Origin of the sequence: Frankia sp. QA3 (assembly GCF_000262465.1) — a bacterium.
Classification (GTDB): domain Bacteria; phylum Actinomycetota; class Actinomycetes; order Frankiales; family Frankiaceae; genus Frankia.
Genome location: NZ_CM001489.1, coordinates 686,060 through 712,860 on the forward strand (window position 1 = coordinate 686,060; position 26,801 = coordinate 712,860).

At 72.3% G+C, this 26,801-nt stretch carries 16 protein-coding genes and 1 pseudogene; 4 read left to right on the plus strand and 13 right to left on the minus strand.

Features of this window, described 5'->3' with window-relative positions:
• Positions 1-2,514 (minus strand): AAA domain-containing protein (locus FRAQA3DRAFT_RS02745; RefSeq protein ID WP_009737534.1); only part of this gene is annotated, 2,514 nt, incomplete at its 3' end.
• Between the two features lie 591 nt (positions 2,515-3,105).
• Here FRAQA3DRAFT_RS02745 and FRAQA3DRAFT_RS02750 point away from each other — a divergent pair.
• Together FRAQA3DRAFT_RS02750 and FRAQA3DRAFT_RS02760 are read left to right on the plus strand one after the other, a co-directional pair.
• Positions 3,106-7,125: a DUF4062 domain-containing protein gene (locus FRAQA3DRAFT_RS02750; RefSeq protein ID WP_009737535.1), complete on the plus strand. Its 4,020-nt coding sequence runs from the start codon at positions 3,106-3,108 to the stop codon at positions 7,123-7,125.
• A gap of 1,328 nt (positions 7,126-8,453) precedes the next feature.
• Complete coding sequence (locus FRAQA3DRAFT_RS02760; protein ID WP_009737537.1) at positions 8,454-9,791, plus strand: ATP-dependent 6-phosphofructokinase; 1,338 nt, start codon at positions 8,454-8,456, stop codon at positions 9,789-9,791.
• Positions 9,792-9,998: 207 nt separating this feature from the next.
• Here the strand turns inward: FRAQA3DRAFT_RS02760 and FRAQA3DRAFT_RS02765 are convergent, their stop codons facing one another.
• The 4 genes and pseudogenes from FRAQA3DRAFT_RS02765 to FRAQA3DRAFT_RS02780 form a co-directional block, all read right to left on the minus strand.
• Entirely contained in the window at positions 9,999-10,202 is a 204-nt protein-coding gene (locus FRAQA3DRAFT_RS02765) for a hypothetical protein (protein ID WP_009737538.1), read from the minus strand.
• Positions 10,203-10,271: 69 nt separating this feature from the next.
• A complete protein-coding gene (locus FRAQA3DRAFT_RS34465) occupies positions 10,272-11,045 on the minus strand; it encodes a zeta toxin family protein (protein ID WP_157467025.1) in 774 nt (257 codons plus the stop codon).
• A 1,331-nt stretch (positions 11,046-12,376) separates the two neighbouring features.
• A pseudogene (locus FRAQA3DRAFT_RS38360) lies at positions 12,377-12,709 on the minus strand (GNAT family N-acetyltransferase); the annotation flags it as partial.
• A gap of 812 nt (positions 12,710-13,521) precedes the next feature.
• The gene (locus FRAQA3DRAFT_RS02780) at positions 13,522-14,256 is read right to left on the minus strand and encodes a LysR family transcriptional regulator (RefSeq protein ID WP_009737542.1); all 735 of its coding nucleotides are present in this window, start codon (positions 14,254-14,256) and stop codon (positions 13,522-13,524) included.
• An 80-nt stretch (positions 14,257-14,336) separates the two neighbouring features.
• Between FRAQA3DRAFT_RS02780 and FRAQA3DRAFT_RS02785 the strand changes: the two genes are divergently transcribed.
• Positions 14,337-15,062, plus strand: coding sequence for an SDR family oxidoreductase (locus FRAQA3DRAFT_RS02785; protein WP_009737543.1), 726 nt, complete (start codon positions 14,337-14,339; stop codon positions 15,060-15,062).
• Positions 15,063-15,241: 179 nt separating this feature from the next.
• On the opposite strand, the gene FRAQA3DRAFT_RS02790 is transcribed toward FRAQA3DRAFT_RS02785, so the two are convergent.
• The 3 genes from FRAQA3DRAFT_RS02790 to FRAQA3DRAFT_RS02800 all read right to left on the minus strand — a co-directional run bounded on the left by FRAQA3DRAFT_RS02790 (position 15,242) and on the right by FRAQA3DRAFT_RS02800 (position 18,055).
• Positions 15,242-15,421, minus strand: a complete 180-nt coding sequence (locus tag FRAQA3DRAFT_RS02790) for a hypothetical protein (protein WP_035920521.1) — start codon at positions 15,419-15,421, stop codon at positions 15,242-15,244.
• A gap of 131 nt (positions 15,422-15,552) precedes the next feature.
• The gene (locus FRAQA3DRAFT_RS02795) at positions 15,553-16,779 is read right to left on the minus strand and encodes a homoserine O-acetyltransferase (protein ID WP_051054115.1); all 1,227 of its coding nucleotides are present in this window, start codon (positions 16,777-16,779) and stop codon (positions 15,553-15,555) included.
• The gene (locus FRAQA3DRAFT_RS02800) at positions 16,763-18,055 is read right to left on the minus strand and encodes a bifunctional o-acetylhomoserine/o-acetylserine sulfhydrylase (protein ID WP_009737545.1); all 1,293 of its coding nucleotides are present in this window, start codon (positions 18,053-18,055) and stop codon (positions 16,763-16,765) included. The genes FRAQA3DRAFT_RS02795 and FRAQA3DRAFT_RS02800 overlap by 17 nt, the downstream gene beginning before the upstream one ends.
• Before the next feature lie 573 nt (positions 18,056-18,628).
• On the opposite strand from FRAQA3DRAFT_RS02800, the gene FRAQA3DRAFT_RS02805 reads away from it, so the two are divergent.
• Positions 18,629-20,416, plus strand: a complete 1,788-nt coding sequence (locus FRAQA3DRAFT_RS02805; RefSeq protein ID WP_009737546.1) for an alkaline phosphatase D family protein — start codon at positions 18,629-18,631, stop codon at positions 20,414-20,416.
• Positions 20,417-20,467: 51 nt separating this feature from the next.
• Here the strand turns inward: FRAQA3DRAFT_RS02805 and FRAQA3DRAFT_RS02810 are convergent, their stop codons facing one another.
• The 5 genes from FRAQA3DRAFT_RS02810 to FRAQA3DRAFT_RS02830 form a co-directional block, all read right to left on the minus strand.
• Positions 20,468-21,985 carry an amidohydrolase family protein gene (locus FRAQA3DRAFT_RS02810; RefSeq protein ID WP_009737547.1) on the minus strand — a complete coding sequence of 506 codons (1,518 nt, stop codon included), beginning with the start codon at positions 21,983-21,985 and terminating at the stop codon, positions 20,468-20,470.
• A complete protein-coding gene (locus FRAQA3DRAFT_RS02815) occupies positions 21,982-23,184 on the minus strand; it encodes a hypothetical protein (RefSeq protein WP_009737548.1) in 1,203 nt (400 codons plus the stop codon). The genes FRAQA3DRAFT_RS02810 and FRAQA3DRAFT_RS02815 overlap by 4 nt, the downstream gene beginning before the upstream one ends.
• 120 nt (positions 23,185-23,304) lie before the next feature.
• On the minus strand, positions 23,305-24,159 hold the full coding sequence (locus tag FRAQA3DRAFT_RS02820; RefSeq protein ID WP_009737549.1) for an ABC transporter permease: 855 nt from the start codon (positions 24,157-24,159) through the stop codon (positions 23,305-23,307).
• A complete protein-coding gene (locus FRAQA3DRAFT_RS02825; RefSeq protein ID WP_009737550.1) occupies positions 24,156-25,019 on the minus strand; it encodes an ABC transporter ATP-binding protein in 864 nt (287 codons plus the stop codon). The genes FRAQA3DRAFT_RS02820 and FRAQA3DRAFT_RS02825 overlap by 4 nt, the downstream gene beginning before the upstream one ends.
• An 11-nt stretch (positions 25,020-25,030) precedes the next feature.
• Positions 25,031-26,368, minus strand: a complete 1,338-nt coding sequence (locus FRAQA3DRAFT_RS02830) for an ABC transporter substrate-binding protein (protein ID WP_009737551.1) — start codon at positions 26,366-26,368, stop codon at positions 25,031-25,033.
• Positions 26,369-26,801: the final 433 nt, after the last annotated feature.

Below are 26,801 nucleotides of genomic sequence, written 5' to 3' on the forward strand. Positions count from 1 at the left end.
TTCCCAGTCGGCGGCGTCGGCGAGGTCCCGGGCGGCCGCGTCGAGCCGGGTGAGGACGTCGGAGGCACCGGCATCGACGGGCTCGCCGCCGAGTGCGGCGGCGATCGCCCCCTGGCGGGACACCGCGGCGGCCAGCGCCTGGCGGCGGCGCACCTCGGCCTCGGCGACGGCCACGTCGTCCGCGGTGTGCGGGACGAGTCCGTCGACGCGGACCGCGTCGCGCAGCTCCCGCAGCTCCCGCCCGCCGAGCCGTGGCACCCCGCGCCCGGCGGCGTAACGCTCGCGCAGCTCCCCGAGCAGGCGCAGGTGCACCCGCGGGTCGCCGGCGGGCACCTCGACCGGGCGGCCGAAGGTCCGCGCGGTGAGCCCGCGCAGCTGCGTGACCTCGGCTGTCAGCTCCGCGGCCTGCGTGGCCCAGAACTCGGCCTGCGCGTCGGAGTCGGCGCACTGCGCCCGGGCGGCGGCGAGCCAGCCGACCGAAAGCCGCAGTGCCCGCTCGGCGCCGTCGCGGGCGTCGTCCACCAGCGCCTGCGCCGCGGCGTCGCCGAGGGCGTCGAGCGCGGTGACCGACAGGCCCGCCAGCTCCAGGTCGGCCAGCCCGTCGCGGACCTCGTCGAGCTCGGCGTGCAGCCGGGCCAGGGCGACCGCGTCCGGCAGTGTGGCGACGTCGGGCTGCTCCTGGGCGAGCGCGCGGGCGTCGGCGGGGCCGATCTCGCGCGCCGTGCGGTAGAGCAGCGCCAGCTCCGCCGGGTTCAGCGGCAGCGCCTGGGCCGGGTCGAGCCGGTCGGGGATGAACGACAGCTCGCCGTCCCGCTCGGCGAGCCACGCCGCCACCGCCGGGGCCCGTTCCCGCCCGTGCGGCAGCTCGAACTCGCGGCCCTGGGCCGCCAGCAGGTCGATCATGCGCAGTTCAAGGGTGCGGGCACGGGCGCGGGCCGCGTCGAGCTCCTCGGCGAGCGCCTTGACGGCCGCCGTCTCGTGGGCGGGGTCGACGTCGCTGAGCGCCCCGGAGATCTCCACGACGGCGGCGCGCAGCTCGTCGAGGTCCGCGCGGCTTGACCCCAGCACGGCGACGCTCAGGTCGCGCAGCTCCGGCGGAATCTTGTCGCGCAGCACGCCGAGGGCCTGGGCGTCCTGAGCGGTGACGAGCACGCGTTGCCCGTGCGCGACGAGATGGCAGATCAGGTTCGCGATGGTGTGGCTCTTGCCGGTGCCCGGCGGGCCCTGCACGGTCACGCCGCGGGAGGTGGCGAGCTGGCGGGCGATCCGCTCCTGGTCGGCGTTGGTCGCCAGCGGCATGAGCAGCCGCTCGCCCAGGCTGTCTCGCGCATCGAAGCCGGACCCCGGCCGCGTGCCCGGATCGCCGTGGTCCCAGCGCCCAGGACCGGGCGGCAGCCCGGCGCCGTCGCCGGCGAGCGCGTCGGCGACGAGCGCCTCCTCGGCGACCACGGACGCGATCGCCTCGGGGATGACGTCGCGCTCGGTCAGGGCGGTGCGCAGATCGGCGTAGAACTGCGCCTGCCGGGCGGGCCGTGGCCGCGCGTACAGCGCCCAGGTGTCGACGAGGACGGGCGCCGCGCCGGGCGAGGGCAGGCCCGGCCCCTCGACGAGGCGGGCGTCCAGTCCGAGCGGCGCGACGATCTGGCGGAACACCTCCGCGCGGCCGGGGGCGTCCCACGGGTCCACCGGCGCGCCGCGCAGCCGGTCACGCAGGGCGGACAGCTCGTCGAGGCCGGGCAGCCCGAGGCCGTGCAGGGGCTCGGTCTCCAGGCTCGTCGGCCCGTCGGGATGCAGGCGCAGGACGCCGGAGTCGGGATCGAGCGTGGTCACCATCCGGGTGACGAGCAGCGGATGGCTGATCACGGCGTCGCCGACCCGCCAGCACAGCACGCCATGACCCCACACGAGCTCGGTGGTGGCGTCGTCGCGCTGCAGGGCCAGGCGCAGGTCGAACAGGCGCTGGTAGAGCGCGCGGGCGTCGCGCGCCGCACGCGCCGCCGGCGCCCAGGGCCGCCAGACGTCGCGCACCCAGGCGTCCAGCAACGCGGCCCGCGGATCGGGCTCCGGCTCGGCCGTCGAGACCGGCGCCGCGTCCCGGCCGGTGCCGGTGGTGCCGGCAGCGCCCGGTTCGCCGAGCTGAGCCGACACCGATGCCGGTTCCGGCTCCGGCTCCGTTCCCGGGGACGCGAGGTCGTCGGCACGCGCCGCCGCGGGCGCGGGGATCGTGGGGGGCGTGTCCGGGTTCACCCCGGTGGAAGCAAGGATCGCGTCGAGAGCCCGCGGCCAGGTGGGTGGCCGCGGCGGCGCCGTCCGATCGATCTCCAGCCACGAGTCGCGCCGGGCCGACGGGCCGAGGCGGACGTCCGCGTGCGCGGGCACGGCGGCCGGGACGATCGGGGCGGGGGAGTAGTCGGCGAGCTGGCGACGGGGGGCGCCGCGCCGCTCGGCGGCGAGCGCGGCGAGGTAGTCCAACAGCCGAAGCGACCGGCTGCGCACCTGGTCACGGGCGGACAACGGACATCGGCTCCTCGGACGGACGGCGGGGTCAGGGCGCGGCGGGCACGGCCAGCTGTGGTCCGCGCCTCCGCCTGAGGCGACACTACGGCCTGGGTCCGACACCATCGTCGGTTTCCCGACCGTCGAGCGGCGTCACACCTCACCGCAGCAGTTGCGATCCCTGGCCAACCCCGTGGCTCACCGAGCGGACTGACGTCCGGGAGACCGCCGTCTGGTCGGGTCAGTTCTCTCTGCTCGTCGGGTGTCAGCGCGGCCAGCGTGGAACCGCGCCACGCACCCGACCGCCGGCTTCGGTGTTGGTGATCGTGGTGTTCCGCGGAACCCGGCACGTGCCCCGGCTCCGCCCCCGACCTCAACCACGGTGATCGTGGTGTTCCGCGGAACCGCGCCACGCGTCCGGACGGATCCCCGACTTTGGGTGAGTAGGACCGCCGCAGCGCCGTGGTTCCTGGTGCTAATTTGCTGCACTGTGAGTGCAGGGGGACGAAGCGTCACGTTAGGCGGTTTTGTTGCCGTGCGTCCAGGCGTCGAACGCGCCAGGGCCGCCGCCTTCCGGACCGGCCGGACGTGCGACGGGGGGCCGTTCGAGTGCGCGTCTTCCTGAGCCACACCGGCGAACTGGGCCGCCTTCCCACCGAGCGGTCCTGGGTACAGGCGGCGAGTGACGCCGTGCTGGGGATGAGACTCGAGCCGCGGCACATGGCGTACTTCGCCGCGGCCGACGCGCCGCCCGCCGAGGTGTGCGAGCGGGAAGTCGCCGACTGCGACGTCTACGTGGGGATCATTGGCTTCCGGTACGGCTCCCCGGTCCGCGACCATCCGGAGATCTCCTACACCGAGCTGGAGTTCGACACCGCGACCCGGCTGGGTCGGCCGCGCCTGGTGTTCCTGCTGGACCGCGACCGCGTCCAGGGCGGCTACGAGCTGTTCATCGACCCGTCCCACGGCGATCGGCAGGAGGCGTTTCGCCGCCGGATCCTTGACAGCGGCGTCACCGTCGGTAAGGTCGCCAGCCCCGCGGATCTGGAGTCGCAGCTCCAGCGTGCGCTCGCCGCCCTCGCGCCGCGGCCGGGCGCCTCGTCCGGCACCGCGCAACCGTCCGCCGAGGCGGAGATCCGCTGGTTGCCGGAACTCACCGGCCGGGAGATCGACCGCGCGGAGCTGGCACAGGACGTCGCCCGCCGACTCGTCGAGCCGGCTGTGGACGCGCCCGCGGCGCCGATCGTCGCCCTGCACGGTGCCGGCGGCTTCGGCAAGACCACCCTCGCCCGGATGATTGGTCATCGCGACGACATCCGGGCCCGGTACCCGGACGGGCGGCTCGTCACCGGTCGCGACCGGTCCGTGTTCCCGCCGGAGGCGGCCGTCGTCGCGGTCAACGAGATGGCCCGGGAGCAGGCGATCGGCATCCTGACCGCCGCCGTCCCCCACCTCGATGCCGCTCCCGCCGACCTGCTCGCCGCCCGCTGCGGCGACTGGCCGCTGCTGCTGGGCCTGGCCGCCGGGGCGATCCGGACCCGCGTCGGCCGCGGCGTGCACGTCGGCGACGCCGTCACCGCGACCCTCGAGGGATTCGCCGCCGCCGGGCCCGGCGCCTTCGACGACGAACGCAACCGCGCCCGCTCGGTCGCCGCCGCCATCACGGCCAGTGTCGACATCCTGGCCGCCGGCAGCGACCCGGCCCGGGTCACCCGCTACCACGAGTTGGCGATCTTCGCCGAGGAGGCGGTCATCCCGCTGCCGGTGCTGGAGCGGTTCTGGGCCGCCGGCGCCGGCTGGACCGCCTGGCAGACGGGCCGCTTCTGCGAGCTGCTCGACGACCTCGCCCTGGCCCATCTCGGCCAGGACCCACCCGGCCTCGTCCTGCATCAGGTCATCCGCGAACATCTGCGCCTCACGCTCGGTGACACGCTGCCCACCGCCCACGGCCGCCTCGTCGACGCCTACCGCCGCGACCTGCCCGCCGTCGACGGCCGCACCGCCTGGTGGCTGCTGGCGAAGTCCGAGACCTACCTGTGGCGCCATCTGATGACGCACCTGCGCCAGGCCACCGGCCCCGATCGCATGGCCGGGCCTCAGACCGATGGCAAGCCCCGGGCCGATAGCGAGGTCGAGGCGCTGGTGCACGATCTGCGCTGGATCGTCGCCCAGTTCGAACGTTCGGGCCCGATGACCGTGGAGACGGAGCTGGCCCGCTCCGCCGACCCGGACCTCGGCCTGCTGGCCGAGGTGGTTGCACGTTCACTCCACGTGCTCACCCCGGCGCCCGCCGCGGACATCCTCGCGGCGACCCTGCTCGCCCGGATGGCCTCGGACGAGCGCCTGAACGACCTCGCGGCGACGTTCGCCGCGACCGTCGGCGGCGCCCGCCTCACCCCGGTATGGCCGCACCTGGACCGCCCCCACGACGGGCTGAGACGGGTCCTCTCCGACGGCGACGGCGACGCCTGCGCCCTGGCCGTCTCCAGCGACGGTCAGCGGCTGTTCGTTGGTGAGCGGTCGGACTTCTGGGGGGCGCGGCCGGGGGAGGTCCGGTTCTGGGCGGCGCAGACCGGTCGTCTCGAGGGTGGAATCAGCGGAGTATGGCGTGGGGCGGTCGCGATCGCGGTTCGGGATTCCGCCCGGGGGTTGCTGGCGATCGCCAACGGGGCGGGCGGCGTCACCGTGTGGGACCTGTCGGCCGGTAAACGTCTGTACTCGCTCGACGAGTCCAGGGGCAGGGTCGGTCACCTCGACTTCATCGAGGACGGTCGTTGGCTGCTGGTGGGCCGTTCCGGCGACGCCGACTTCGCCGAGGGCGATGCCGGGAACGGCACACCGGCACCCACCGCCGAGGTCTTCGCCAGCCGTACGGGGGACCTGCACCGCAGCCTGCCGGGACCGGGTCGGGACGAGTTGGCCGTCGCCCCCGACGGTTCCTGGCTGGCGGCGTACTCGGCCGACGGTCTGGTCCGGTTGTGGAACATCGTCGAGGACACGGTCTTCGGCGTTCTGCCGGGCGCGAGGTACCAGGGGCCCGGCACCTCGCTGGCGGTCTCCCCCGACGGGCTGCTTCTCGCGGTCGCGTCCGGCCGGGCGGTGTTCGTCTGGGAGGTCGCGACGCGCTCGTTGCGGGTAAGCCTCACCGGACACGAGGGTGCAGTGTCGGCCGTCGTCTTTCTCCCGGACGGCACCAGACTGGTCACCGGCGAAGCGGAAACGTCCGACGCAGCGGAGGAGACGGGCGGGCGGCTGTACGTCTGGAGCCTCCTCGACGGGTCGCTCGTCGCCCGGTTGGCCGGACACGCCGGTGGGGTCGGGCCGGTCGCGGTCGCTCCCGGCGGGCAGTGGGTCGCCTCCGCCGAGGCCGTTGATCCGCGCCGAGTGGGACGCCGGGGGAGGATTCGCCTGTGGGACGCGGCTGACTGGAGTCCGAGCAGCATCCTGACGGGGCATCAGACCAAAATCGAGGGTCTGCTGCCGGCACCGGACGGCTCCTGGCTGGCCAGCAGGGAACGGCACAGCCCGGCGGTGCGTATCTGGGATGCCCGGTCCCGGACGGCGGCGGCCGCCCCAGGGCGCGACATCGACGACGCGATCGACGTGGCGGGCGACCCGCTCGGCCGGAGGCTGGTGTCGGGGCATGGAGACGGATCGGTGCGCGTCTGGTCCCCGGCCGGCGAGGTGGTGGCGCAGGCCGCCACCGACGACGCGGTGCGGGTCGTTCTGAGCTCCCCGGACGGCCGATGGTGCGCGTCCGCGCCGGCTCGCGAACGCGCAAGGGGTCGCGACCTCAGTGTGTGGGCTACCGAGAGCGGGGAGCTGTTGTCACGGTTCCCGGTAGAGGTCGCCAGCCGGTCGTACTGGGCCGCGGCGCCCGACGGGAGCTGGCTCGCCGTCCGGGGATTCGACCGGGTCCAGGTCTGGAACCCGGTCTCCGGCGGGCTGATCGACGAGGTGGCGACCGAGGGACACGCGGTGAAGATCGCCGCATCGCCGGTATCGGCCGAGCCGACGGGCACCGCGATGCTCGCCGTGGCCAGTGCTCCCGGTGTGCTGAGCGATCGTTGGCGGATATCGTTGTGGACGGCGGCCGACGGGAGGGCCTTCGGGGTCGTCCGCACGTTCGACGGCGGAGTCAGTCACCTTGCGCTCAACGCCGCCGGGCGGGAGATTCTCGTTCTGGACGACAATGCCATGCCGACCCGTCTCGACCTGGACTCGCTCGAGGCCAAGGCGAATCCGCCCGGACTCGGCCCGATCCAGCACATCCAGTACCTCCCCGACGGTGTGGGGTTGATCGCCGTGGACGGTGCCGGGAAAGCGAACGCCACGCCCGTGTCCATCACGGCCTGGGATCTTCGTGACGGGACACGGACGGGATCGTTCGACGGGCATGCGGGCGGGGTAACGACGTTCGCGGTCAGTGGTGATCAGTCGATGCTCGCGTCGGTGGATGAGGCGAACGTGCTGCGGGTGTTCGATCTGCACTCGACCGAGCGGGTGGCCGCCCTGCGGGTCCAGGGGCGGGTCGACGCCTGCGGCTGGCTGGGTGAGCCGGCGTCGCGCAGCGTGTGGACGTTCGGGCGGGGTGGCCTGCGCCTGTGGCGCCTCGACGTCCCGGGCTGAGCGTGCGTGCGGCCGCGGACGGTCTGGACAGTGCCGGCGGACGGTGGAGGTCCGGGCGTGAAGGTCCGGGCACGGCGCGGCGGTCGGTCCCCACCGACACGCTCGCCATCGCGTCGGTGGCCGCCGCGCCGTGCCTGGTTGGCTCCGACCCGATCCCTCCGCGGGTCGCAGCCGTCTGCGTCGGGTGACGCCGCATCCTCGACCGCGGGTCCGAGCCGGACCCCGGTGGTGCGACGATCCCGAGCCCGGTGTCAGCCTGGCGCGCTCCCGTCCCGGTTCCGACCGGTGGGCCGCGTGGCGACGGCGGGGGTCGTGCCGGTGTACCGCTGCGGCGGGTGCTTCCCGCCGTCCCGGCCGTGGCCGATGACGTGCACCGTGACCTCCCCGTCCGCCCCCGTGGTCGGCGTTGGCGTGGTTTCGAGCTTCCTGGATCGGACGGCAGCGGGGCAGGGGCGACCGGATCGCATCCGGTGCGCCGAAGGGCCGCCGCGGCACCGGTCCGACCGGCCCCCCGGGAGGGGTCCGAACTGCCCGTCCGGGCGGTGTGCGGACGGCACTGTGGGGGTGTGATTCCGGTGGCGTGGTCGGGTTGGGCCGCCGTCCGGCCGGGGGATCGTCCATGTCCGGCAGATGCCAGCCGGATCGTCGCATGGCGTCGCCGTCATGTTCCTGACATGCCTCGGTGACGTCCGGCGGATCGCGAATCGGACCACGAATCAGGCAGCTTTTATGTCGAATGATCTCCGGGCAAGGCATTCCGGATACGGCCCGCTCCGCGGACAGGGCGGCGGCGGACAGGACGGTCCGCCGGCGGGGCGGTCCGAGAACAGGACGACCCGGCGGACAAGACGGTCCGCGGACGGGGTGGTAGGCGGGCCTGGGCCGCCCTCGGCGCAGGTCGGTGGCGTTGGCAGCCAGTTGCGTGGTGGGCGCCGTGGGCAGGGCGATCGTGCTTTCACCCGCCTGCGATGCCGGGCCGGGTTCGCGCAGGTCCGGCCGGCCGGACGGTCCTCGGCCGCATGGGGACGGCCGCCGGGGCCGGGTCGGGTGGCCGGTTCTCAAGCGGGCACCGAGGTGTCCGCCGGGGACAAGTACGGGGCGGGCCTGGCGGGCGTTACGCCGGTTTCCGGACGATGAAGCGATTGTTTCGGTCCGCTGGTGACCGGGTTGACCCGGCGATGCCCCCGTGACAGCTGGTTTGGCCCGGTAGTCTCGGTCTGGAAGAACTGGGGTGATCGGCGGCGTCCGTCGCCGGCTCGCCCGGGGTATGTATGGAGCGAAGTCGCGAAGAGACGAAGTGCCGAGCGAGACGTGAGGGCCGGACAACGGTGGGTGCGCCACTGCTGGTGGATAATGCCGATCTTTCGGTGAAGACCCTGGGGGCCTGCCGGATAGATTCTCCTCTTCTGCCCCTGTTGGGAGAACGGCCGACGACGCAGCATTACATCGACGAGGCGGACAAGGTCCTCTACGACGACACCACGTCGATGATCGCCGCGCGGGGAGTCGATCTCGCCGAGCTGCCGGGCTTCGAGCCGGCCGGCCCGCGCCGGAAGATCTACTTCGACCCCTCCAAGACCCGGGTCGGCATCGTCACCTGCGGGGGCCTGTGCCCCGGGCTGAACAACGTCATCCGCGGCCTGGTGCTGGAGCTGACCTCGCACTACCGGGTCCGGCGGATCTTCGGCTTCCGCAACGGGTACCAGGGCTTCATCGCCCGCTACGGTCACGACGTCGTCGACCTGACCCCCGAGAGCGTCGCGAACATCGACGACGACGGCGGGACGATCCTCGGCAGCTCCCGCGGCCAGCAGGACCCAGGCGAGATCGTCGACTGCCTCTCCCGGATGAACATCAACATACTGTTCGTCATCGGCGGGGACGGCACCCTGCGGGGCGCCAAGGAGATTTCCCGGGTGGCCACGGAACGTGGCGAGAAGATCGCCGTCGTCGGCATCCCGAAGACGATCGACAACGATATTCCCTACATCGATCAGAGCTTTGGCTTCCAGACCGCCTTCGGCAAGGCGGCCGAGTCGATCCGTGTTGCGCACGCCGAGGCGACGTCCGCGCCGGGTGGCATGGGTGTGGTCCGACTGATGGGCCGGCATTCCGGCTTCATCGCCTGCTACGCGACCCTGGCGAAGAGCAACGCCGACGTCGTGCTCATCCCGGAGCTGCCGTTCAAGCTGGAGGGCGAGGGCGGCCTGCTGAACTACCTGCGCCGCCGCGTGGTCGAGCGCGGGCATGCGGTCGTCGTCGTCGCGGAGGGCGCCGGCCAGGAGCTCATCACCGACCAGCCGGAGGGCTCCGACGCGTCGGGCAACCGCAAGCTGCACGACGTCGGTCCGGAACTGTCCCGCCGGATCAAGGCGCACTTCGACACCGAGGGCGTCGAGCTGAACCTGAAGTACATCGACCCCAGCTACGTGATCCGCAGCGTCCCGGCGAACCCCTACGACAACGTCTACACGATCCGGCTCGCCCACGCCGCCGTGCACGCCGCGATGTCGGGGCGCACCGAGATGGTCGTCGGCCGCTGGCGCCGCCGCTTCATCCACATCCCGATCGCCCTCGCCGTCAGCCAGCGCAACCAGGTCGACCCCGCCGGCGACCTGTGGATGTCCGTCCTCGAAGCCACCGGCCAGCCCCCCCACTTCGAGTAGCCCCCGACCTCCCTGCTTATCCAGAGGGATGAAGCGGGCACGAAAGCCTCCGGAAGGGCAAGGATGCGCCGCGGTCGAGCGGCCCGAATGGTTCGACGCCGAACCGTCCGGGCCTCGGCGTCCGCCGGTGGGGGGACACCATCGGCTGCAAGGCCTCGCCGACGGACGTGGTGACCGGCGCGCGGGCTGTGCTCCGGGGCTCTGTCCCTATTCGTCGATGTACCGGTCGACCCAGACTGTCGGCTTCTTGTCGCCGAAGATCCTCTTTGCTTCCTCCTCATCCTTCCTGCGCATTCTCTCCTTTGTCTCCTCCCACTCCTCGGGTGTGAAGGTGCGCGCCTCGTCGAGGGCTTCGTCGAACTCCCGTGAACGGCGAGCCTCGAATTCTTCGTCGGTTTCCTTGTCACACATCACTCCTCCTCGGTCGGAGGTTCGGGCCTCCGGCTGTCTCAGGCTGCCGATCTCGCCTTTCGGTGCAGTTCATTCGTATTGCTCGCGTGTGGGATCGTAGAGTGTTGCCGGTCCTGAGGCTTCCGGGTTGAGCAGGGACTTTCGCTGAAACTTCCGATAGGCACTCTCATTCAGGACTCGCAGGACCCCATCCGACTTCTTCTGGACGATCTGAAAGGGAGGATCTGAAGTCGAGTTCGTGTCGTACAAGGCGACCGTATCGGCTTTCTCCACATATTGTTCGAATCCGGCGGAGAAGCCTCGATGTGCGGCGAGCTGGGCCTGGACGGGAACGTAGCGTTTGGACTCCTTGCCTCGCTCCACGGCCCGCCGGACCGCTACCTCGGGATCGGCGGTGACACCGAACAACCGGACCTCGTATCCGCGGGCGTGCGCGTCGTCGATCAAATTAACCGTCTTGTCGGGATTGCCGAGCGTGCTGTCGTAGATTATGTTGAGACGGCCTTCCATCGACTTGGCGAGAACCGCCTTGGCAATCCAGCTGCTTTCCTCATGAACCACTTCGGCGGCCCGGGAGTCGCCGGCAGCGACAATCTGTGAAAACTGTGGGATCCGGGTCTTGATGATGTCCGGATCGAGATGTACGGCATTACTGCCATCGATGACCTTGTTTTTCATGAGGCGATCCAGCACGTCTCCCTTGCCGGATGCGCCGCCGCCGCCCATGAGGTAGAGGATCGGACGTCCGCGCTCGGGAGGCTGGGCGTCGCCGATCACCGTCCGGATCAGCTCCTCCCGAAGTGACGCACGTTCTGGTGTGTTGATCTGGTCCGTATGGGTCAACAGCGGATCGCCGTCCGGCAGGGTGCGGGGTGCGTCCTGGTCCGCCCACCGCTCGCGGCGCGCCTGCGGAAGCGAGTCCGCTGACTCCCCGCCTGCCCGGCCCGCGACCGGTCTTGGTCCCTCCGGGAGATCCGGGTCGGTCTCCGCGCGGAGTGCGGCATCTCCGGATCCGGTGACCACGTCAGCCGGAGCGAGGTCCGGATCGCCACCGGGTGAGGTCGATAATGTTTCGGGTGCCTCTGCCTCCGGTCTCGGCGCCCCGGGCAGGCGGTGATCCGGAGCTGCTCGCGCCTCGCCGCGATGTACTGTCCCGGCCTCGGCGTGCGCTGCCGTCCCGACCGGTGGTGGAGCGTTGGCGGGTGATACATCGCGGTGCGCTGATTTGGCTGTCGTCGGCGGCGAGTCGGTTCGTGAATCGCGTGAGCGAGAGTCCGGAACCGCCGGCCTCTCGGGCGACGCCCGGGTTGTGGTGTCGGCACGGTCCTCGGCGGTGGTCGGTGAGGCGATCTCTGCGGACTCTTCGTGGTCGGACGATTCTCTCCGGGTGGGCGGCGCTCCGCCTCGCGATTCGATGTCCGCATTCCCGTCGCCCGAAGATTTGCCGGGCGGGCGCCTTCCACCGTCAGGCGTTCGGTCGCCATGGTCCTCCGCCTCTTTCGGCGGGGTGGCTCGGCCTGGCTGCCCGTCGGCGGCAGGGCGGGAGGCCGCGGCAGCCCGATCGAGAAGGTTGAGCTTTCTTTCGAGCTGCTGGCGCCGGTCCTGGTCGCGGGTGCGCGGCGCCTCACCTGTCTCGACCTGCTCGGACGCGGTTTCGGTGCGGTGGATCTCGGCGGGAGTCATTGCGGCGCTCTGGCCGAGGACGGAAACGTGGTCATGCATTCCCCCGGGGCGGACATCAGCCCATTGATGCAACCGGGAGACCGTAACTCTTTTCCCGGTGCGGAGGAACCGTTTCCGTCACCTCCGTAATCGCGGGATTGGCGGGAATCCTGCGGCGACTCCGTTGCGTGACCGCGGTCGGAGCTGGACGCGAAGCATTCACGGCCGTCGGGTCGGACGCCGTCCAGTTACCTGGATTTGCGGGACGGAAACCGATGCCCGATGGACCGTCTCGATGTCCGCGGGCCGATGAAACTCCTGCTGGGCGCCATTCTCGATCTCCGCGGCGGCCGACTGCCGGCGGGTCGGCGAGCACGCGGGCACGGCCGGTGCCGGCATGCTGACGGCTCGCTCGACCGGCGTCCGTCCCGACGTGGGAAGCAGGCCTGGCGTGGCGTTTCGGCTACTTTAAGTGATTAATGGAAAGGGTTGGTGGCTGTCCGGGCGGCCGGTCAGGGGCGGGTGAGGCGGGCGATCAGCCCGGCCCGCACGCCGGGCCACTCGGCGCGGACGATCGAGTAGTAGGCGGAGTCGCGGGCCGTGCCGTCGAAGGCGAGCACGTGGGCGCGGCGGACGCCCTCGAAGCGGGCGCCGAGCCGTTCGATCGCCGCGCGGGAGCGTGCGTTGCGCGCGTCGGTCTTCAGGCACACCCGCAGGGTCGCCCAGGCGTCGAAGGCGTGGCCGAGCAGCAGCAGCTTCGCCTCCGTGTTGACGGCCGTGCGTTGGGCCGACGCCGCCAGCCAGGTCCCGCCGATCTCGGCCACGGACGGCAGGATGCCCGCAGGGTCGGACGCCGCGGGGGCTTCGGCGTTCGACGTGTCGGCGTTCGACGTGTCGGCGTTCGACGTGTCGGCGTTCGACGTGTCCGTCGTCGGCGTCCTGGCGCTCGACGTGGCCACCGTCGTCTTGCCTGTGCCCGTGGTCGTCACCACCGCGGTCGTGGCGGTCGTGGCGGTCGTGGTCGTCGTGCTGTGGAAGGTCGTCGCGGCGTCCGACGCCGTCGACCAGTGGAACGTGGTGGAGTGGCTCGCCGCGTCGCAGTGGCCGGCCGGGTCCGCCGTCGGCCGCCAGAAGTCGAGGCCGAGGAAGCGGGTAGCGCCCACGATCCGGTCAGGGTCGCCGGGATCGGCGCCTCGCTCCCGCAGGACGAACGGGATCGCCAGGCCACGGTCCCGCTCCGCGACGAGCGCCGCCACGTATCGAGCCATGGTGTCCGGAGTCGATGGGACGTCCGTGAACCCGTAGGTGCGCCGATCCTCGGCGGCGGCGCGGACCAGACCGTCGACGTGGTCGGCGCGCATCGGTTCCAGCTGCACTCGGCGACCGACGAGCACCGGCATGGTCCAGTCGGGGGGCATCCCTGTCATGGTGACCATCATGGTGGCAGTCCATCCGGGCCTCCCACCCATTTACGTCGTCCGGACCGCGCCGGCCGGGGCCGCGGGCGGCCATCCCGCCTCCCCGGCCGCCCGCCGGCGACCTCGCGCCGGAGTGTTCAGAGTCCGGAACGAGATCCTTCACCACGCCTCGGAGCGTGGACCAGCTCAGCCTTCGTCGACAGCAGAAACGCCGAGGTGTTGCTGAGAACCAGGTTTGGCTAGAGACGCGTCGCAGTCTGGACGAGGCCGGCGGCGGCTCTGGACCGGCTGTGCGGTGGCCACGCGATGACCGTCGTGACCGTCGGCGCGTCCAGCACCGGCACGGCGGCGAGGTCGCCGCGCAGTTGGGCTCGGCACGAGTCCGGCAGGATCGCGCAAGCGCGGCCGAGCGTGATCAGCTGCAACAACTGCGCATGGTCCCGAACCTGCGTACCGGGGCCGTCCGGGTACGTACCGTCGGGGCCGGGCCAGCGCGGCATCGGCAGGCCGGGCAGCGCGGTGACCTCGGCCATCTGCACGCCGGTCCGGCCGGTGAGGGGATGCCCGGCCGGCAGAACCACGACCTGTCCCTCCGTGCAGAGCTCCTCGGTGTCGAACCCGACCGTCGTGTCGAACGGCCGGTGCAGCCCAGCCACGTCGGCCTGCCCGTCGCGCAGCAGTCGTTCCTGCTCGCCGATCCCGCACAGGAGCACATCGACGGTGACCGCATCGGGTTCGGCGGCGTAGGCGTCGAGCAGTTTCGCCAGCAGTTCGCTGGACGCGCCGGCCTTCGTGGCGAGGACCACGCCGGCGTGGCCGGTCGCGGGGAGGGCAGCGCGGCGGGCGCGACGCTCGGCGGCCTCGACCGCATCCAGCGCCGCCCGGCCCTCCCGCAGGAGCACCAAGCCGGCCTCGGTCAGGGTGACCGCGCGGCCGGTGCGTTCCAGCAGCGCCGCCCCGATATCCGGCCCCAACCGGGATCGATACCCGCACGGTATCGCTGCCCACCCGATCGGTGTGGGAGTCCGCGCAGGCCCGGGACAGGATCGACCGTATGAGTGAACAGACGATCGCGCTGGTGACCGGCGCGAACAAGGGCATCGGGTACGAGATCGCGGCCGGCCTGGGCGCCCTCGGCTGGAGGGTCGGTGTCGGCGCCCGGGATGAACAGCGCCGCGAGGCGGCCGTGGCGAAGCTGCGTGCCGCCGGAACCGACGCGTTCGGCGTACCGCTCGACGTGACCGACGACGCGAGCGTGGCCGCCGCCGCCGGCCTGATCTCCGAGCGCGCCGGACACCTCGACGTGCTCGTCAACAACGCCGGGATAACCGGCGGCGCGCCACAGCTGCCCACCACGGTCGACCCCGCGACGGTACGGGCGGCCGTGGAGACCAACGTGATCGGCGTCATCCGTGTCACCAACGCGATGCTGCCGTTGCTGCGCCGCTCGGCGTCGCCGCGGATCGTGAACATGTCCAGCAGCGTCGGCTCACTCACCCTGCAGACGACTCCCGGAGCCGAAACGGGTCCGATTGCCGCCGCCTACGCGCCGTCGAAGACGTTCCTCAACGGTGTCACCGTCCAGTACGCCAAGGAACTGCACGACACGAACATCCTGATCAACGCGGCGTGCCCCGGATTCACCGCGACCGACCTCAACGGCTTCCGCGGCGTCCGCACCCCGCAACAGGGCGCGGCGATCGCGATCCGACTCGCGACCCTGCCCGACGACGGCCCGACCGGCGGGTTCTTCGACGACGCAGGGGTGGTGCCCTGGTGACATACGCGGCGGCCATGACCCGCCGCGTGAGGTGGGTTCGCCCGTGACCACGACAGGCTGGACGTCACCTTGCGCGGGAAGGTCTGTGGCTGGGCCTACCGGATGAACCAGTTCCGATTACCTGGGCAGCGTCGAATACCGAGATGAACGGTCCTCGACGGACGGGAAACGGAAGGCAGTCACTCATAGCAACGGTTCTCCCCCGGGGCGCTCTCCCGGCGCAGCCCGACGGCGAGTTGCAGCGCGTTGAGCAGCAGCAGCGACGCCAGCCGGCTGGCGATCGTGTCGGTGCCGACCGGCCAGTCGGGCGTGCCGACGACGAGGGTGATGTCGGCGATCTCGGCCAGCGGGCCAGGCACACCTCGGCCACCCGCTGCTCGCCCGGCACGAGGCTCGGCAACGTGGCGCGGATGGCGGCGAACAGCCCGCCCGGGTGGACGGCACCGGCCGGTCCGGTGAAGGGAGTCACCAGGTAGCGGTTCTTACACGTTCAACATGACGAGCCGGGTGACCGGCTCGGGGAGTCGCCGCTGCGCAACGCCCCGAACGCCTCCCGGACGAGCGCGGCGACCTGGTCGGTCTCGAGGAGGAAGCCGTCATGGCCCGAGCGGGAGTGGACGACGCGCAGCGGCGCGTCGGTGAGCGCTGCGATGTCCTCCTGCAGCCGCAGCGGGTAGAGCCGGTCGGAGTCGACGCCCGCGACCGTGAACGGCACCGGGCAGGCGCGCAGCGCCGCGGCGAACCCGCCGCGGCCCCGGCCGACATCCTGCGTCATCATCGCCCGGGTCAGGGTGACGTAGGTGCCGGCGTCGAACCGGCGGGCCAGCTTGCCGGCGTGGTGGTCGAGGTAGGAGGCCACCTCGAAATGCCCGTCGGCGCGGGTCCGCGTGGCGAAGCGGTCCTGCAGCTCCTCCTCGCTGCGGTAGCTGATCTGGGCCATCCGGCGGGCCAGGCCCATCCCCGCGGCCGGGCCCCGCCCTGCCGGCAGGTGGTAGTAGTCGCCGCCGTGCCAGCCCGGGTCGTCGGTGATCGCCCGTACCTGCACCGCGTACAGCCCGATCTGCTCGGCCGTCGCGGTGGCGCCGCAGGCCAGCACCACCACCCGCCCGACCCGGTCGGGTTGGCCGACGGCCCACTCCAGCGCCCGCATCCCGCCCATCGACCCGCCGACCACCGCCGCCCAGCGCCGCACGCCCAGGGCCTCGGCGACCGCCACCTCGGCGGCGACCTGATCGGCGATGGTGATCTCGGGCCAGCGGCTGCCCCAGGGACGGCCGTCCGGCGCGGCCGCGGCCGGTCCCGTCGTGCCCTGGCAGCCACCGAGGACGTTGGGGCACACCACGAACAGGCGGTCGGTGTCGAGCGCCCGGCCCGGCCCGATCAGCCCGTCCCACCAGCCCTCGCTCGGGTGCCCGGGCCCGGCGGGGCCGGCGGCGTGGCTGTCGCCGGTGAGCGCGTGCAGCACCAGCACCGCGTTGCCGGCCGCGGCGTCGAGGCGCCCCCAGGTCTCGTACGCCACCCGCACACCCGGCAGCACCCCGCCGCGCTCCAGGCGCAGCGGGCCGGGCAGCTCGGCGAAACGCCGCCGCCCGACCGGATCGACGCCCGCCCGCCACGCCCCGGACACGGCGGGGGCGGGGTCGGGGGATGCCGTCGACGGCGCCGGTCCGGTCGGCGGGGCCGGACCGGCGCCACCCGGCTCAGCTCTTGGCGGCACGGAACCCGGCGTCGAGGTCGGCGAGGATGTCGTCGATCCCCTCGATGCCCACCGACAGCCGGATCAGGTCGGGGGTGACCCCGGTCGCGGCCTGCTCGGCCTCGGTGAGCTGGGAGTGCGTCGTCGTCGCCGGGTGGATGATCAGCGAGCGCACGTCGCCGACGTTCGCCAGGTGGCTGAACAGCTCCACCCCGTCGACGAACTTCCGCCCGGCCGCGGCCCCGCCGGCGATGCCGAACGACAGGATCGCCCCCGCGCCGCGGGGCAGCACCTGCTGCGCCCGGGAGTACCACTTCGACGACGGCAGCCCGGGATAGGCCACCCAGCTGACCTCGTCGCGCGCCTCGAGCCACTCGGCCACCCGCTGGGCGTTCGCGGTGTGCCGCTCGATCCGCAGCGACAGCGTCTCCAGCCCCTGCAGCAGCAGGAACGAGTTGAACGGGGAGATCGAGGCGCCGATGTCGCGCAGCAGCTGCACGCGGGCCTTGGCGATGTAGGAGCCGTGGCCGAGCGCCTCCCAGTAGACCAGCCCGTGGTAGCTCGGGTCGGGCGTGGTGAAGTTGGCGAACCGGCCGGAGGCGCCGTAGTCGAACCGGCCGCCGTCGACGATGACGCCGCCGATGGCCGTGCCGTGGCCGCCGATGAACTTCGTCGCCGAGTGCACGACGATGTCCGCGCCGTGCTCCAGCGGGCGGTACAGGTACGGGGTCGCCAGCGTGTTGTCGACGATGAGCGGGATGCCGTGGGCGTGGGCGACCTCGGACACGCCGGCGGTGTCGAGGATGTCGCCGCGCGGGTTGCCGATCGTCTCGCCGTAGAACGCCTTCGTGTTCGGGCGGACGGCGTCGCGCCACTCCTCCAGGTCGTCCGGGTCCGCGACGAAGGTGACCTCGATGCCGAGCTTCGGCAGCGTGTAGTGGAACAGGTTGTACGTCCCGCCGTACAGGCTGGACGAGGACACCACGTGGTCGCCGGCCTCGGCGAGGTTGAGGATCGCCAGCGTCTCGGCGGCCTGCCCGGACGCGAGCGCCAGCGCCCCGACGCCGCCCTCCAGGGCGGAGATGCGCTGCTCGAACACGTCCTGCGTCGGGTTCCCGATCCGGGTGTAGATGTTGCCGGGCTCGCCGAGCGCGAACAGGGCGGCCGCGTGCTCGGTGTCGCGGAAGACGTAGCTCGTCGTCTGGTAGATCGGCACGGCCCGGGCGCCGGTCGCCGGGTCGGGCTGCGCGCCCGCGTGGATCTGCTGGGTCTCGAACGACCAGCTCTCGGCACTCATTGGGTGACTCTCCCCGTATCTGTGGTGTGGCTGTGGTGTCGGCTGCGGTGCGGGCGAGGGCGGCATGATGCCGGGCCCGGCGGGCCGCCGTCCACCATCAGGGACGTGATCTCGCTGTGACGTGGGCGTGACCTGGGCGTGCCGCGGCCCGTGGTCGGACGCGGGCCGCGCCGGCCACCGGGGCCCCGCGTCCCGGGCCGGTGAGCGGGATGCCGACGAACGGTCGCGACGGACCGCCCCCGGTCAGCGACCGGAGAACGCCACGACGTGGGCGGCGCCGCGAGGCCGCGGGACGGCCGGGACGCCGGAGTCCGGGCATCCCACGGAACATCGCGCGGCGGCGCGAAACCGCCCCGGATGTCCGACGTGTGACCTCACCGTTCCGACGCTAGCAGCGCGACGCGCCGTTGTCTGCGGCAGGCCGACCTCCCGATCGGACTAGTGAACATTCCTGCCTGCCGCCGCCTGGAACAGCGCCACCGCGGGCCCGCTCATCCGCTCGTCCATGCTCGGCGATGCGTGTGCCCCCCCCGCCAGCAACTGGCACGGCCGGGAGGGGTGGACAGTAAGGGAATGCCTCGCCTCGTCCTCGGTCCCATCCAACGCCATCCGGACGTCTCCCGTGTCACCGTCTGGGTGGAGACCGACGCCGCCTGCGAGGTCCTGGTCGCCATCGCGCCGCAGGCGGGCGCCGCGGGCGCGGGCGGGCCTGGTCCACTCGGGCGGGTCGCGGGCCGCGGGGAGACCTTCGAGGTGGCCGGGCACCACTACGCCCTGGTCGTCGTCGACGGACTCGAGCCCGGGGAGCCGGTCCCGTACGAGGTGTGGCTGGCCGGGGCCGCGGGGCCGCCGGTGCGGGTCTGGCCCGAGCCCGACGCGCCCCCGAGCCTGCTGCGGCCGGTGGGTGGCGTCGAACCGGTACGCATCGTCTTCGGCTCCTGCCGGGTCACCGCGCCCCAGGAGCCGCCGTACACCCTGAACGCCGACGACGACAAACAGGGGCTGGGGACGGACGCGTTGCACGCGCTCGCCCTGGACCTGCCCACCCGGGACCCGGCCACCTGGCCCGGCGCCCTGCTGCTGCTGGGCGACCAGGTCTACGCCGACCACGTCTCCCCGAGCACCGCCGCGCGGATCCGGCGGCGACGCGACGTCACCGCACCCCCGGGGGAGGAGATCGCCGACTTCGAGGAGTACACCTGGCTCTACCAGGAGGCCTGGTCGCAGCCGGAGATCCGCTGGCTGCTGTCCACGGTCCCGACCGCCATGATCTTCGATGACCACGACGTGCGCGACGACTGGAACATCTCCGCAGCGTGGCGTGCCCAGATCAGGACCGAGCCCTGGTGGGACGCGCGGATCACCGGCGGGATCATGGCCTACTGGCTGTATCAGCACCTGGGCAACCTGACGCCGGACGAGCGTGACCGGGACCCGGTCCACCGCGCCGTCGTCGCGGCCGGCACGACGGGTACCGGTAGCACCGGCGGCCCGTCCGCGGAGGAACTGCTGCGCGCTTTCGCCAGGCGGGCCGACGCCAGGGCCGACCGCGCGGTCGCCGACCCGGACGGCCGGGCGGTGCGGTGGAGCTTCCGCTGGGACCTGGGCCGGACCCGGCTGGTCGTCATCGATGCGCGCAGCGCGCGGGTCGTCGCGGCGGACGGGACGCGGGCCATGGTCGACGCCGCCGAGTGGGCCTGGGTGCGCCAGCAGACCGACCACACCGGCGAGGTCGATCATCTGCTGCTCGGCACGTCGGTGCCGTACCTGCTCAGCCCGCTGATCCACAACGTCGAGGCGGCGAACGAGCAGATCGCGGCGGGCCGGTGGGGTCGGCGGGCCGCCGCCGCGGCGGAGCGGCTCCGGCAGGCCCTGGACCTCGAGCACTGGGCGGCCTTCGGGGCGTCCTTCGACGCGATGACGGAGCTGCTGCGCGCCGTCAGCGCCGGGGAGCACGGCCCCGCCCCGGCCAGCGTCGTCGTGCTGTCGGGCGACGTCCACCACGCCTACCTCGCCCGCGCCGACCTGTCGAAAGTCGGTCCCGCCGGTGTCCACGCGCCGGTCTGGCAGGCCGTGTGCTCGCCGTTTCGCAATCCGCTGAGTCCGGCGATCCGCCGCGTCGACGCCCTGTCCCGCCGGGCGCCGTTCGCCGCGGTCTCGGGGGCGTTCGCGCGTCTCGCCGGCGCGCCGCGCCGGGCGATCCGCTGGACGGTCACCGACGGCCCCTGGTTCGACAGCCAGCTCGCCGTGCTGGAGCTCGACGGCCGCGCCGCCCGGCTGACCCTTTCGAAGACCGAGCCGGACGGCACCCCGGGCGGGCTGGACCCCGTCCTCGTCGCCGATCTCACCCCGCGTACCTGACCCTCCCTCCCGGTCGGTGCGGCTGCTGGTCCAGAGGCCTTCGCGTCCGATTCATCCCTCTGGACAAGCAGGTGGACGGGTCGGGGAGGCGGCCAGCTCCGAGGCGAGGCCGGCCCGGGTGGCGAGCTCGACGGCGAGCTCGCGCGCCCGCGGCAGGATCGCCGGGATGTCGGCGGTGAGGATCCGGGCGTCGGCGACGATCCGTTCGCCGTCGACCCATACCCCGGCGATGTCCCGGGTCCCGGCGCAGTACACGACGGCCTGGTAGGGGTCGTGCACGAACGCCATCGACGGGCTCGCCTCGGCGAACAGCACCAGGTCGGCGGCCTTGCCCACGTCCAGGCTGCCGACGGTGTCGTCGAGGCCGAGCGCGCGGGCGCCGCCGAGGGTCGCCATCCGCAGCACCGCCGGCGCGGTCAGGACGTCGGCCTGCTGGTGGTGCACCTTCTGCAGCAGCGCCGCCGCCTTGACGGTCTCGAGCATGTCCTGGCTGTCGTTGCTGGCCGCGCCGTCCACTCCTAGGCCGACGGGCACCGCCTCCCGCAGCAGCCGCGGCACCTGGCACACCCCGCTGGCCAGGATCATGTTCGACACCGGGCAGTGCGCCACGGCGACCGCGTGCCGGCGCAGCAGCGCCACGTCGTCGTCGGAGAGCCAGACGCAGTGCGCGGCGACCGTCTGCGCGTCGAGCAGGCCGGCCCGGGCGGCGACCTCGATGGAGCTGGCCCCCCGGCTCGTGCGCGATGCCGTCACCTCCTCCCGGACCTCGTGCAGGTGGACGTGCAGCCGGTCCGTCTCGGCCAGCAGCGACCGCGTGGCCGCGAGCAGCGCGTCACTGCTCGACGGGACGGTGGCCAGGCCCACCCGGAAGCGGGTGCGCCGGGAGGCTGCCGCGGCGTGGGCGAGCGCGTGATGCTCGGCGACGATCCGGTCGACCGGGTAGCCGTGCGGAAAGTCCGCCGGGCCGAACGAGACGTCCCCGCGCACCCCGACGACGTCGAGCGCGTCGACGATCCCGGGGGTGATCGGCGGGGTGCCGGGCGCGGAGCAGAACATGTCCCCGACGGTCGTCACCCCGGACAGGGCCATCTCGGTCGCCTTCAGCAGCGTGCCCACGTAGGCCATGTCCCGGGTCAGGTGCGCCTCGATCGGCTCGACCACGTGGACGAACCACTCCCACAGCGTGTGGGTCTCCCCGATGCCGGTGACCAGGCCCTCCGAGAAGTGCCCGTGGCAGCTCACGAAGCCGGGGGTGATGATCCCGCCGCCGTCGCCGACGACCGGCAGGTCAGCGAACCGCGCGGCGATCGCGGCGTACCCGTCCACCGCGGCGATGCGCCCGTCGACCACCGCGACCGCGCCGTCACGGACGTGCCCGGCCGCGCCCATGGTCAGCACGTGCCGGGCCCGGAGCACGAAGCTCGCCGGACCGCTGGAGCTCGCCGGACCGCTGGAGCTCGCCGGACCGCTGGAGCTCGCCGGACCGCTGGAGCTCGCCGGACCGGCCGTGGTGGCGGTGGTGGCGGTGACGCCGGCAGCGGGTGCGGCGACGGCGGCGGAATCAGTCACTTCAGTCCGATGCTCGTGTCGATGTACTGGTTGGTGAACAGGTTGGCGGGGGTGAGTCCGCTCTTCACCGGCTTCTTCTGGCCCGCGTAGATCGGGGTCAGGATCTGGATCATCCGGTTGATGCGGCTCTGCTCCATGTCGCCGATCGTCGCGTTCGACCCGTTGGAGACCAGTGCCCGGTTCTTCATCGTCTGCACGGCGTACGCGGCGAGCCCCGGCGAGTAGTTCCACACCGACGCGGCGTCCGCCTTGACCGCCTTGATGATGAGCGCGTTCGCCGTCTGCGGGTGCGCCAGGAAGTCGACCTGCGAGCGCTGGACGATCGGCACCAGCTTCTTCAGGCACCCGGCGAGCTTCGCCTCGTCGCCGGCGCGGACCGACAGGGCCTGCCCGTACAGCGGGTAGCCGGTGTCGTTGATGAGCTGGAGGCCGACGTCGTAGCTGTGCCCGTCACCCAGCTCGTTTTTGTAGATGTAGGGCTCCGAGGTGGCGAAGCCGGCCTGGGCGATCTTGCCGTCCTCGGCGACCCAGCGTGCTGGGGCGCCGTCGTAGCTGCCGTCGACCTGGCCCTGGCGCAGGATGCCGGCGCCGAGCAGGTACTGCATGTAGGCGTCGGTCTCGTAGTAGAGGACCTTGGTGTCGGTCTGCCCGATGTCGACCAGCGTCGTGAAGTTCGGGTGCTTGCTCTTGTCCCACATGATCATGCCGGGGCTCACCTCGAACGGTGCGAACACCGCCTTGGTGGGCTGGGACACCGAGTTCTGGATGGACTCGTCCGTGGAGACGATCCCCAGGTTGATCGACTTGTCGACGTACATCTGGGCGCTGACCTGCTCGTACCCGATGGCCGGGCCGCCGAAGCGGACCTCGATGTTCACCCCGGTGTCCTTGCCGCCCGAGACGAGGGAGCCGGTGATCCGCTTCTTGCCGGTGTCGATCTTCGCGTCGGGTCCGATGAGGTTGTACAGGAATCCGTACTCGGACTCGGCGAACCAGTCGGTCTGGACCACGACGGTGGCGGGGCAGGCGCCGGTCAGGTCGAGTGCGCCGCCGGACGCGACGGCCGGCGCCGCGTCGGTGGCCCTCTCTCTGGTGGATTGAGCGGCGGACCCGCCATCGGAGTCCCCGCTGCACGCCGCCAGGGTCAGGGCGAGCGCCGTGCCGAAGGCGACGGCGGCTCCTCGTCGGAAACGTCCCATGTTGCTCCCTCTCATGAAGACCCCGCGGGCTCGTGGAGCCCCCCGCGGGGCCGGGGTGTGACACAGCTCCGCGGGCCGCCGGCGCCCGTCGGGGTCCGACGGGCGCGGCCGCCCGCGGCGTCAGGGCGTCTCGGCGCCGTACCAGCGACCGGTGACCAGTCGGCTCAGCCAGCCGAAGAACGTGAACACGACGACCCCGAGCAGCGAGGCGAGGATGACCGCGCCGAACAGCTGCTGGGAGAGCAGTCGCGCCCGGTAGAGATCGATCAGGACGCCGATGCCCGGCTTGCCCTGTTTGAAGAAGAAGTCGCCGACGACCGCGCCCACGACCGACAGCCCCGCGCAGACCTGGAACCCGGCGAACGTCGCCGGCATCGCCGCCGGCAGCTGCAACGACACCAGGCGGCGCCAGCGGGGGATCCGGTGCAGCCGGAACAGGTCGAGCATGTCCTGGTTGACCGACTGCAGGCCGAACAGCGTGCTGCTGATCACCGGGAACAGGGCGATGAGGACGCAGACGATGACCCGGCTGAGGAAGCCGTAGCCGAACCAGAAACCGATCAGCGGCACCATCGCCAGCGTGGGGATGGTCTGCAGGATCACCGCGTACGGGTACACCGACTTCTCGATCCACCGGGCCTGGCTCATCGCGATCGCCACGGCCATGCCCAGCACGATCGACACCCCGAGGCCGATCAGCGCCACCGAGGTCGACAGCCACAGCGCCCGCAGCAGCTGCGAGAGGTTGTGGCCGTCGAGGAAGGCGACGCGGACGACCGAGTCGGGACTCGGCAGCAGGAAACGGCGGTCCCGATCGAGGACCACGAGGCTGACGAAGTACCAGACGCCGATGATGACCGCGAACAGCACGAGCGGGGCGGTGCGGTCGCGCCAGGTCGCGCGCGGCCGGCCGGTCCGCAACGCCCGGCTGCCGCGGGCCAGAGCCATCAGCCGGCGCGCCCCCCGCACGCTCACCCGGCCTCCCCGTCGCGCAGGCGGCGCGAGACCGCGGCGGTCAACCGGGTGAAGTCCTCCCGGAAACGCATCTCCGCCGGTCGCGGGAAGCCGAACGGGACGGTGAACTCGGCCACCACCCGGCCCGGGCGTGGCGACATCACCAGGACCCGGGTCGACAGGAACACCGCCTCCGCGACCGAGTGGGTGACGAACATGGCGGCGCCGAAGCGGCGCAGCTCGAACAACCGCAGCAGCTCGCCGCCGAGGCGCTCCCGGGAGATCTCGTCGAGGGCGCCGAACGGCTCGTCGAGCAGGAACAGGTCGGGGGAGAGCACCAGCGAGCGGGCGAGGGAGACCCGCATCCGCATCCCGCCGGACAGCGAGCGCGGCCGGTGCCGCTCGAACCCGCCGAGCCCCACCAGCTCGATGACCTCGGCGGCCCGCGGCCGGTACTCGGCGCGGGGCACGCCGGTCAGCTCGGCCAGCGTCTCCACGTTGCGCCGCACGCTGCGCCAGGGCAGCAGGGTCGGATCCTGGAAGACGTAGCTGATCCGTCCGGTCAGCGCCGACACGGTGCCGGCGGTGGCCTCGGTCAGGCCGGACGCCAGCCGCAGCAGGGTGCTCTTGCCGCAGCCGGACGCGCCGACGATGCTCACGAACTCGCCGTCGCGGACATTCAGATCGATCGGGGCGAGGGCCTGGGTGCCGTCCGGGAAGCGCTTCTCGACGCCGGTGAACGTCACCAACTCCGGCGCGACCAACTCCGGCGCGACCAACTCCGGCGCGGGGCCGTCCGCCGGCCCGCTCGCGTCGCCGCCCGCCCGCGGAGAGCCGGCTTCGGAGGATTCGTCGCTATATGTCGCAATACGATGGCGCATGACCCGTCGGCCTAACCGTTCCGTGCTCCGGTGGATGCCGCCCGTGTCCCCGATCCGGCCGAGGCGCCGGTGGCTGGCGCGGGGCTTCCCGGTGGCGGCCAATTGACCGTTGTTGTGGCCAGGTCGCGTGGATAGACGGTGGCGAACGTCCCGTCGGTGTCCTGTTCGACGGCCGTTGCGGAAAGGGTATTCTGGTGGGTTCCGTCGAAACGGACGCCGTTCCACGGCATGATGGTCGCGTCCCCTGGGAGATCGATCGCGACAAGCGCGGAGCGTATCTGTTCCCGCTCGGAACTGCCGGCATCCTCGATTGCCCGGGCGAAGATTGTCACCGCGGTGAAGGCGCTCGCCGCCTCCGCCGTCATCGGCGCGCCGAAGTCGTGCTGATAACGTTCGGTGACCGCCGCGGCGAGCGGGTTCGCGCGGGTGATGGGCAGCGACCACGAGACCTGCCGGCTCACCCGGCCCGCGAAGCCCGGGATTGCGGCGAGCCGGGCGGCCTCCGCGGGGGCGCCGTAAACGACGACGGCGGGCGGCGTATACCCGCTGGCCTGGAACGCCTTTCCGATCCTTTCCCCCGCGCCGAGGTTCGCCGTCATGAGGACGACGTCGGGCGCGGCGGCGCGGACCGCCGCCACCGCGGCGGAGGGATCGGCGTCGCCGGGCTCGTACGGCGCGTTCGCCACGATCTGGTAGCCGGCCTCCTCGCCGTACTCGGTGACGATCGAGCTCAGGTCGGTGCCGGTCGCGTCGTTGCTGTACAGCACGGCCACCCGTCGATGCTCCTGGCCAGGCTGTTCGGCGTTGCGCAGCAGGGACAGGAAGGCGCCGCCGTAGTCCGCGGCGTCGGGTCCGGCCCGGAAGAACCAGCTCAGCCCGCGCTCGGTGAGCGCCGTGAACGCGGCGTCGCCACTGACGAACGGGGTCTGCAGCCGCTCGGCCCGCTGGCTGGCGTCCAGGGTGGCGTCGGCGCCGAATGCACCGACGAGGCCGACCACGCCGTCGCCGCTCACCAGGGTCGCCGCCCCGTCCGCCGCGCGTTGCCGGTCGCTTTTCGTGTCCAACGTCACAATCGACAGGCGGGCGCGACCTGAGGGCCCCCAGATTCGCCCATCGGAGTATCCGGACCAGGCTTCTCCGGCGTTGATGAGCCGGCCGGCGAGTTCCGCCCCCCGTTGGGCATCATGGCCGGCTTCCACGTTCCCACCCGTCAACGGGGCGAGAAGGCCGATCTTGACCTCGCCGGAAACCGCGGGCGGCCCGGGATTGTCACCACCGCCACAGCCCGCCAGTGCGATGCAGAGCAGCGCAACACCCGCCGCGCCCGCCCTTCGAAAAACGTGGATCATCAAGCTCCCCGTGCGCCCGGCTGGAGTGAGGGGTGAAAGCTACAGCGACCGGCTGACGACACTAGTGGTTTGGCGACGGTCAAGCGCAGCGGGGTTGGGCTCATCCCGGAGGATTGCGTGGCCGTTCGTCAAGAGACCCCGTTGGCAGTCGCGCCCGGTACGCAAATAGCCTTTTGGTTCGGAGTCATGGCGCCGCCAACCGCCTCGCGGTTGCCGGTGCGCATGGCCCCGCTGGGCGGCGGCGCTCACCCGGCGCCGCCCGGGGTTCCGGGAGTCGGGATCCGGGCGTTCGAGAGGCGGAGAGGTACGGGGCGCGTGATCGAGCCAGGAAGGGGCGGGATGTGACGGGCGAGCCGCCGGACACCTCCCGCGGGGCCCTCGACCGGGGCCTGGACGACACCGGTGACCGCGTGCGGCCCGGCGCCGCCCCGCC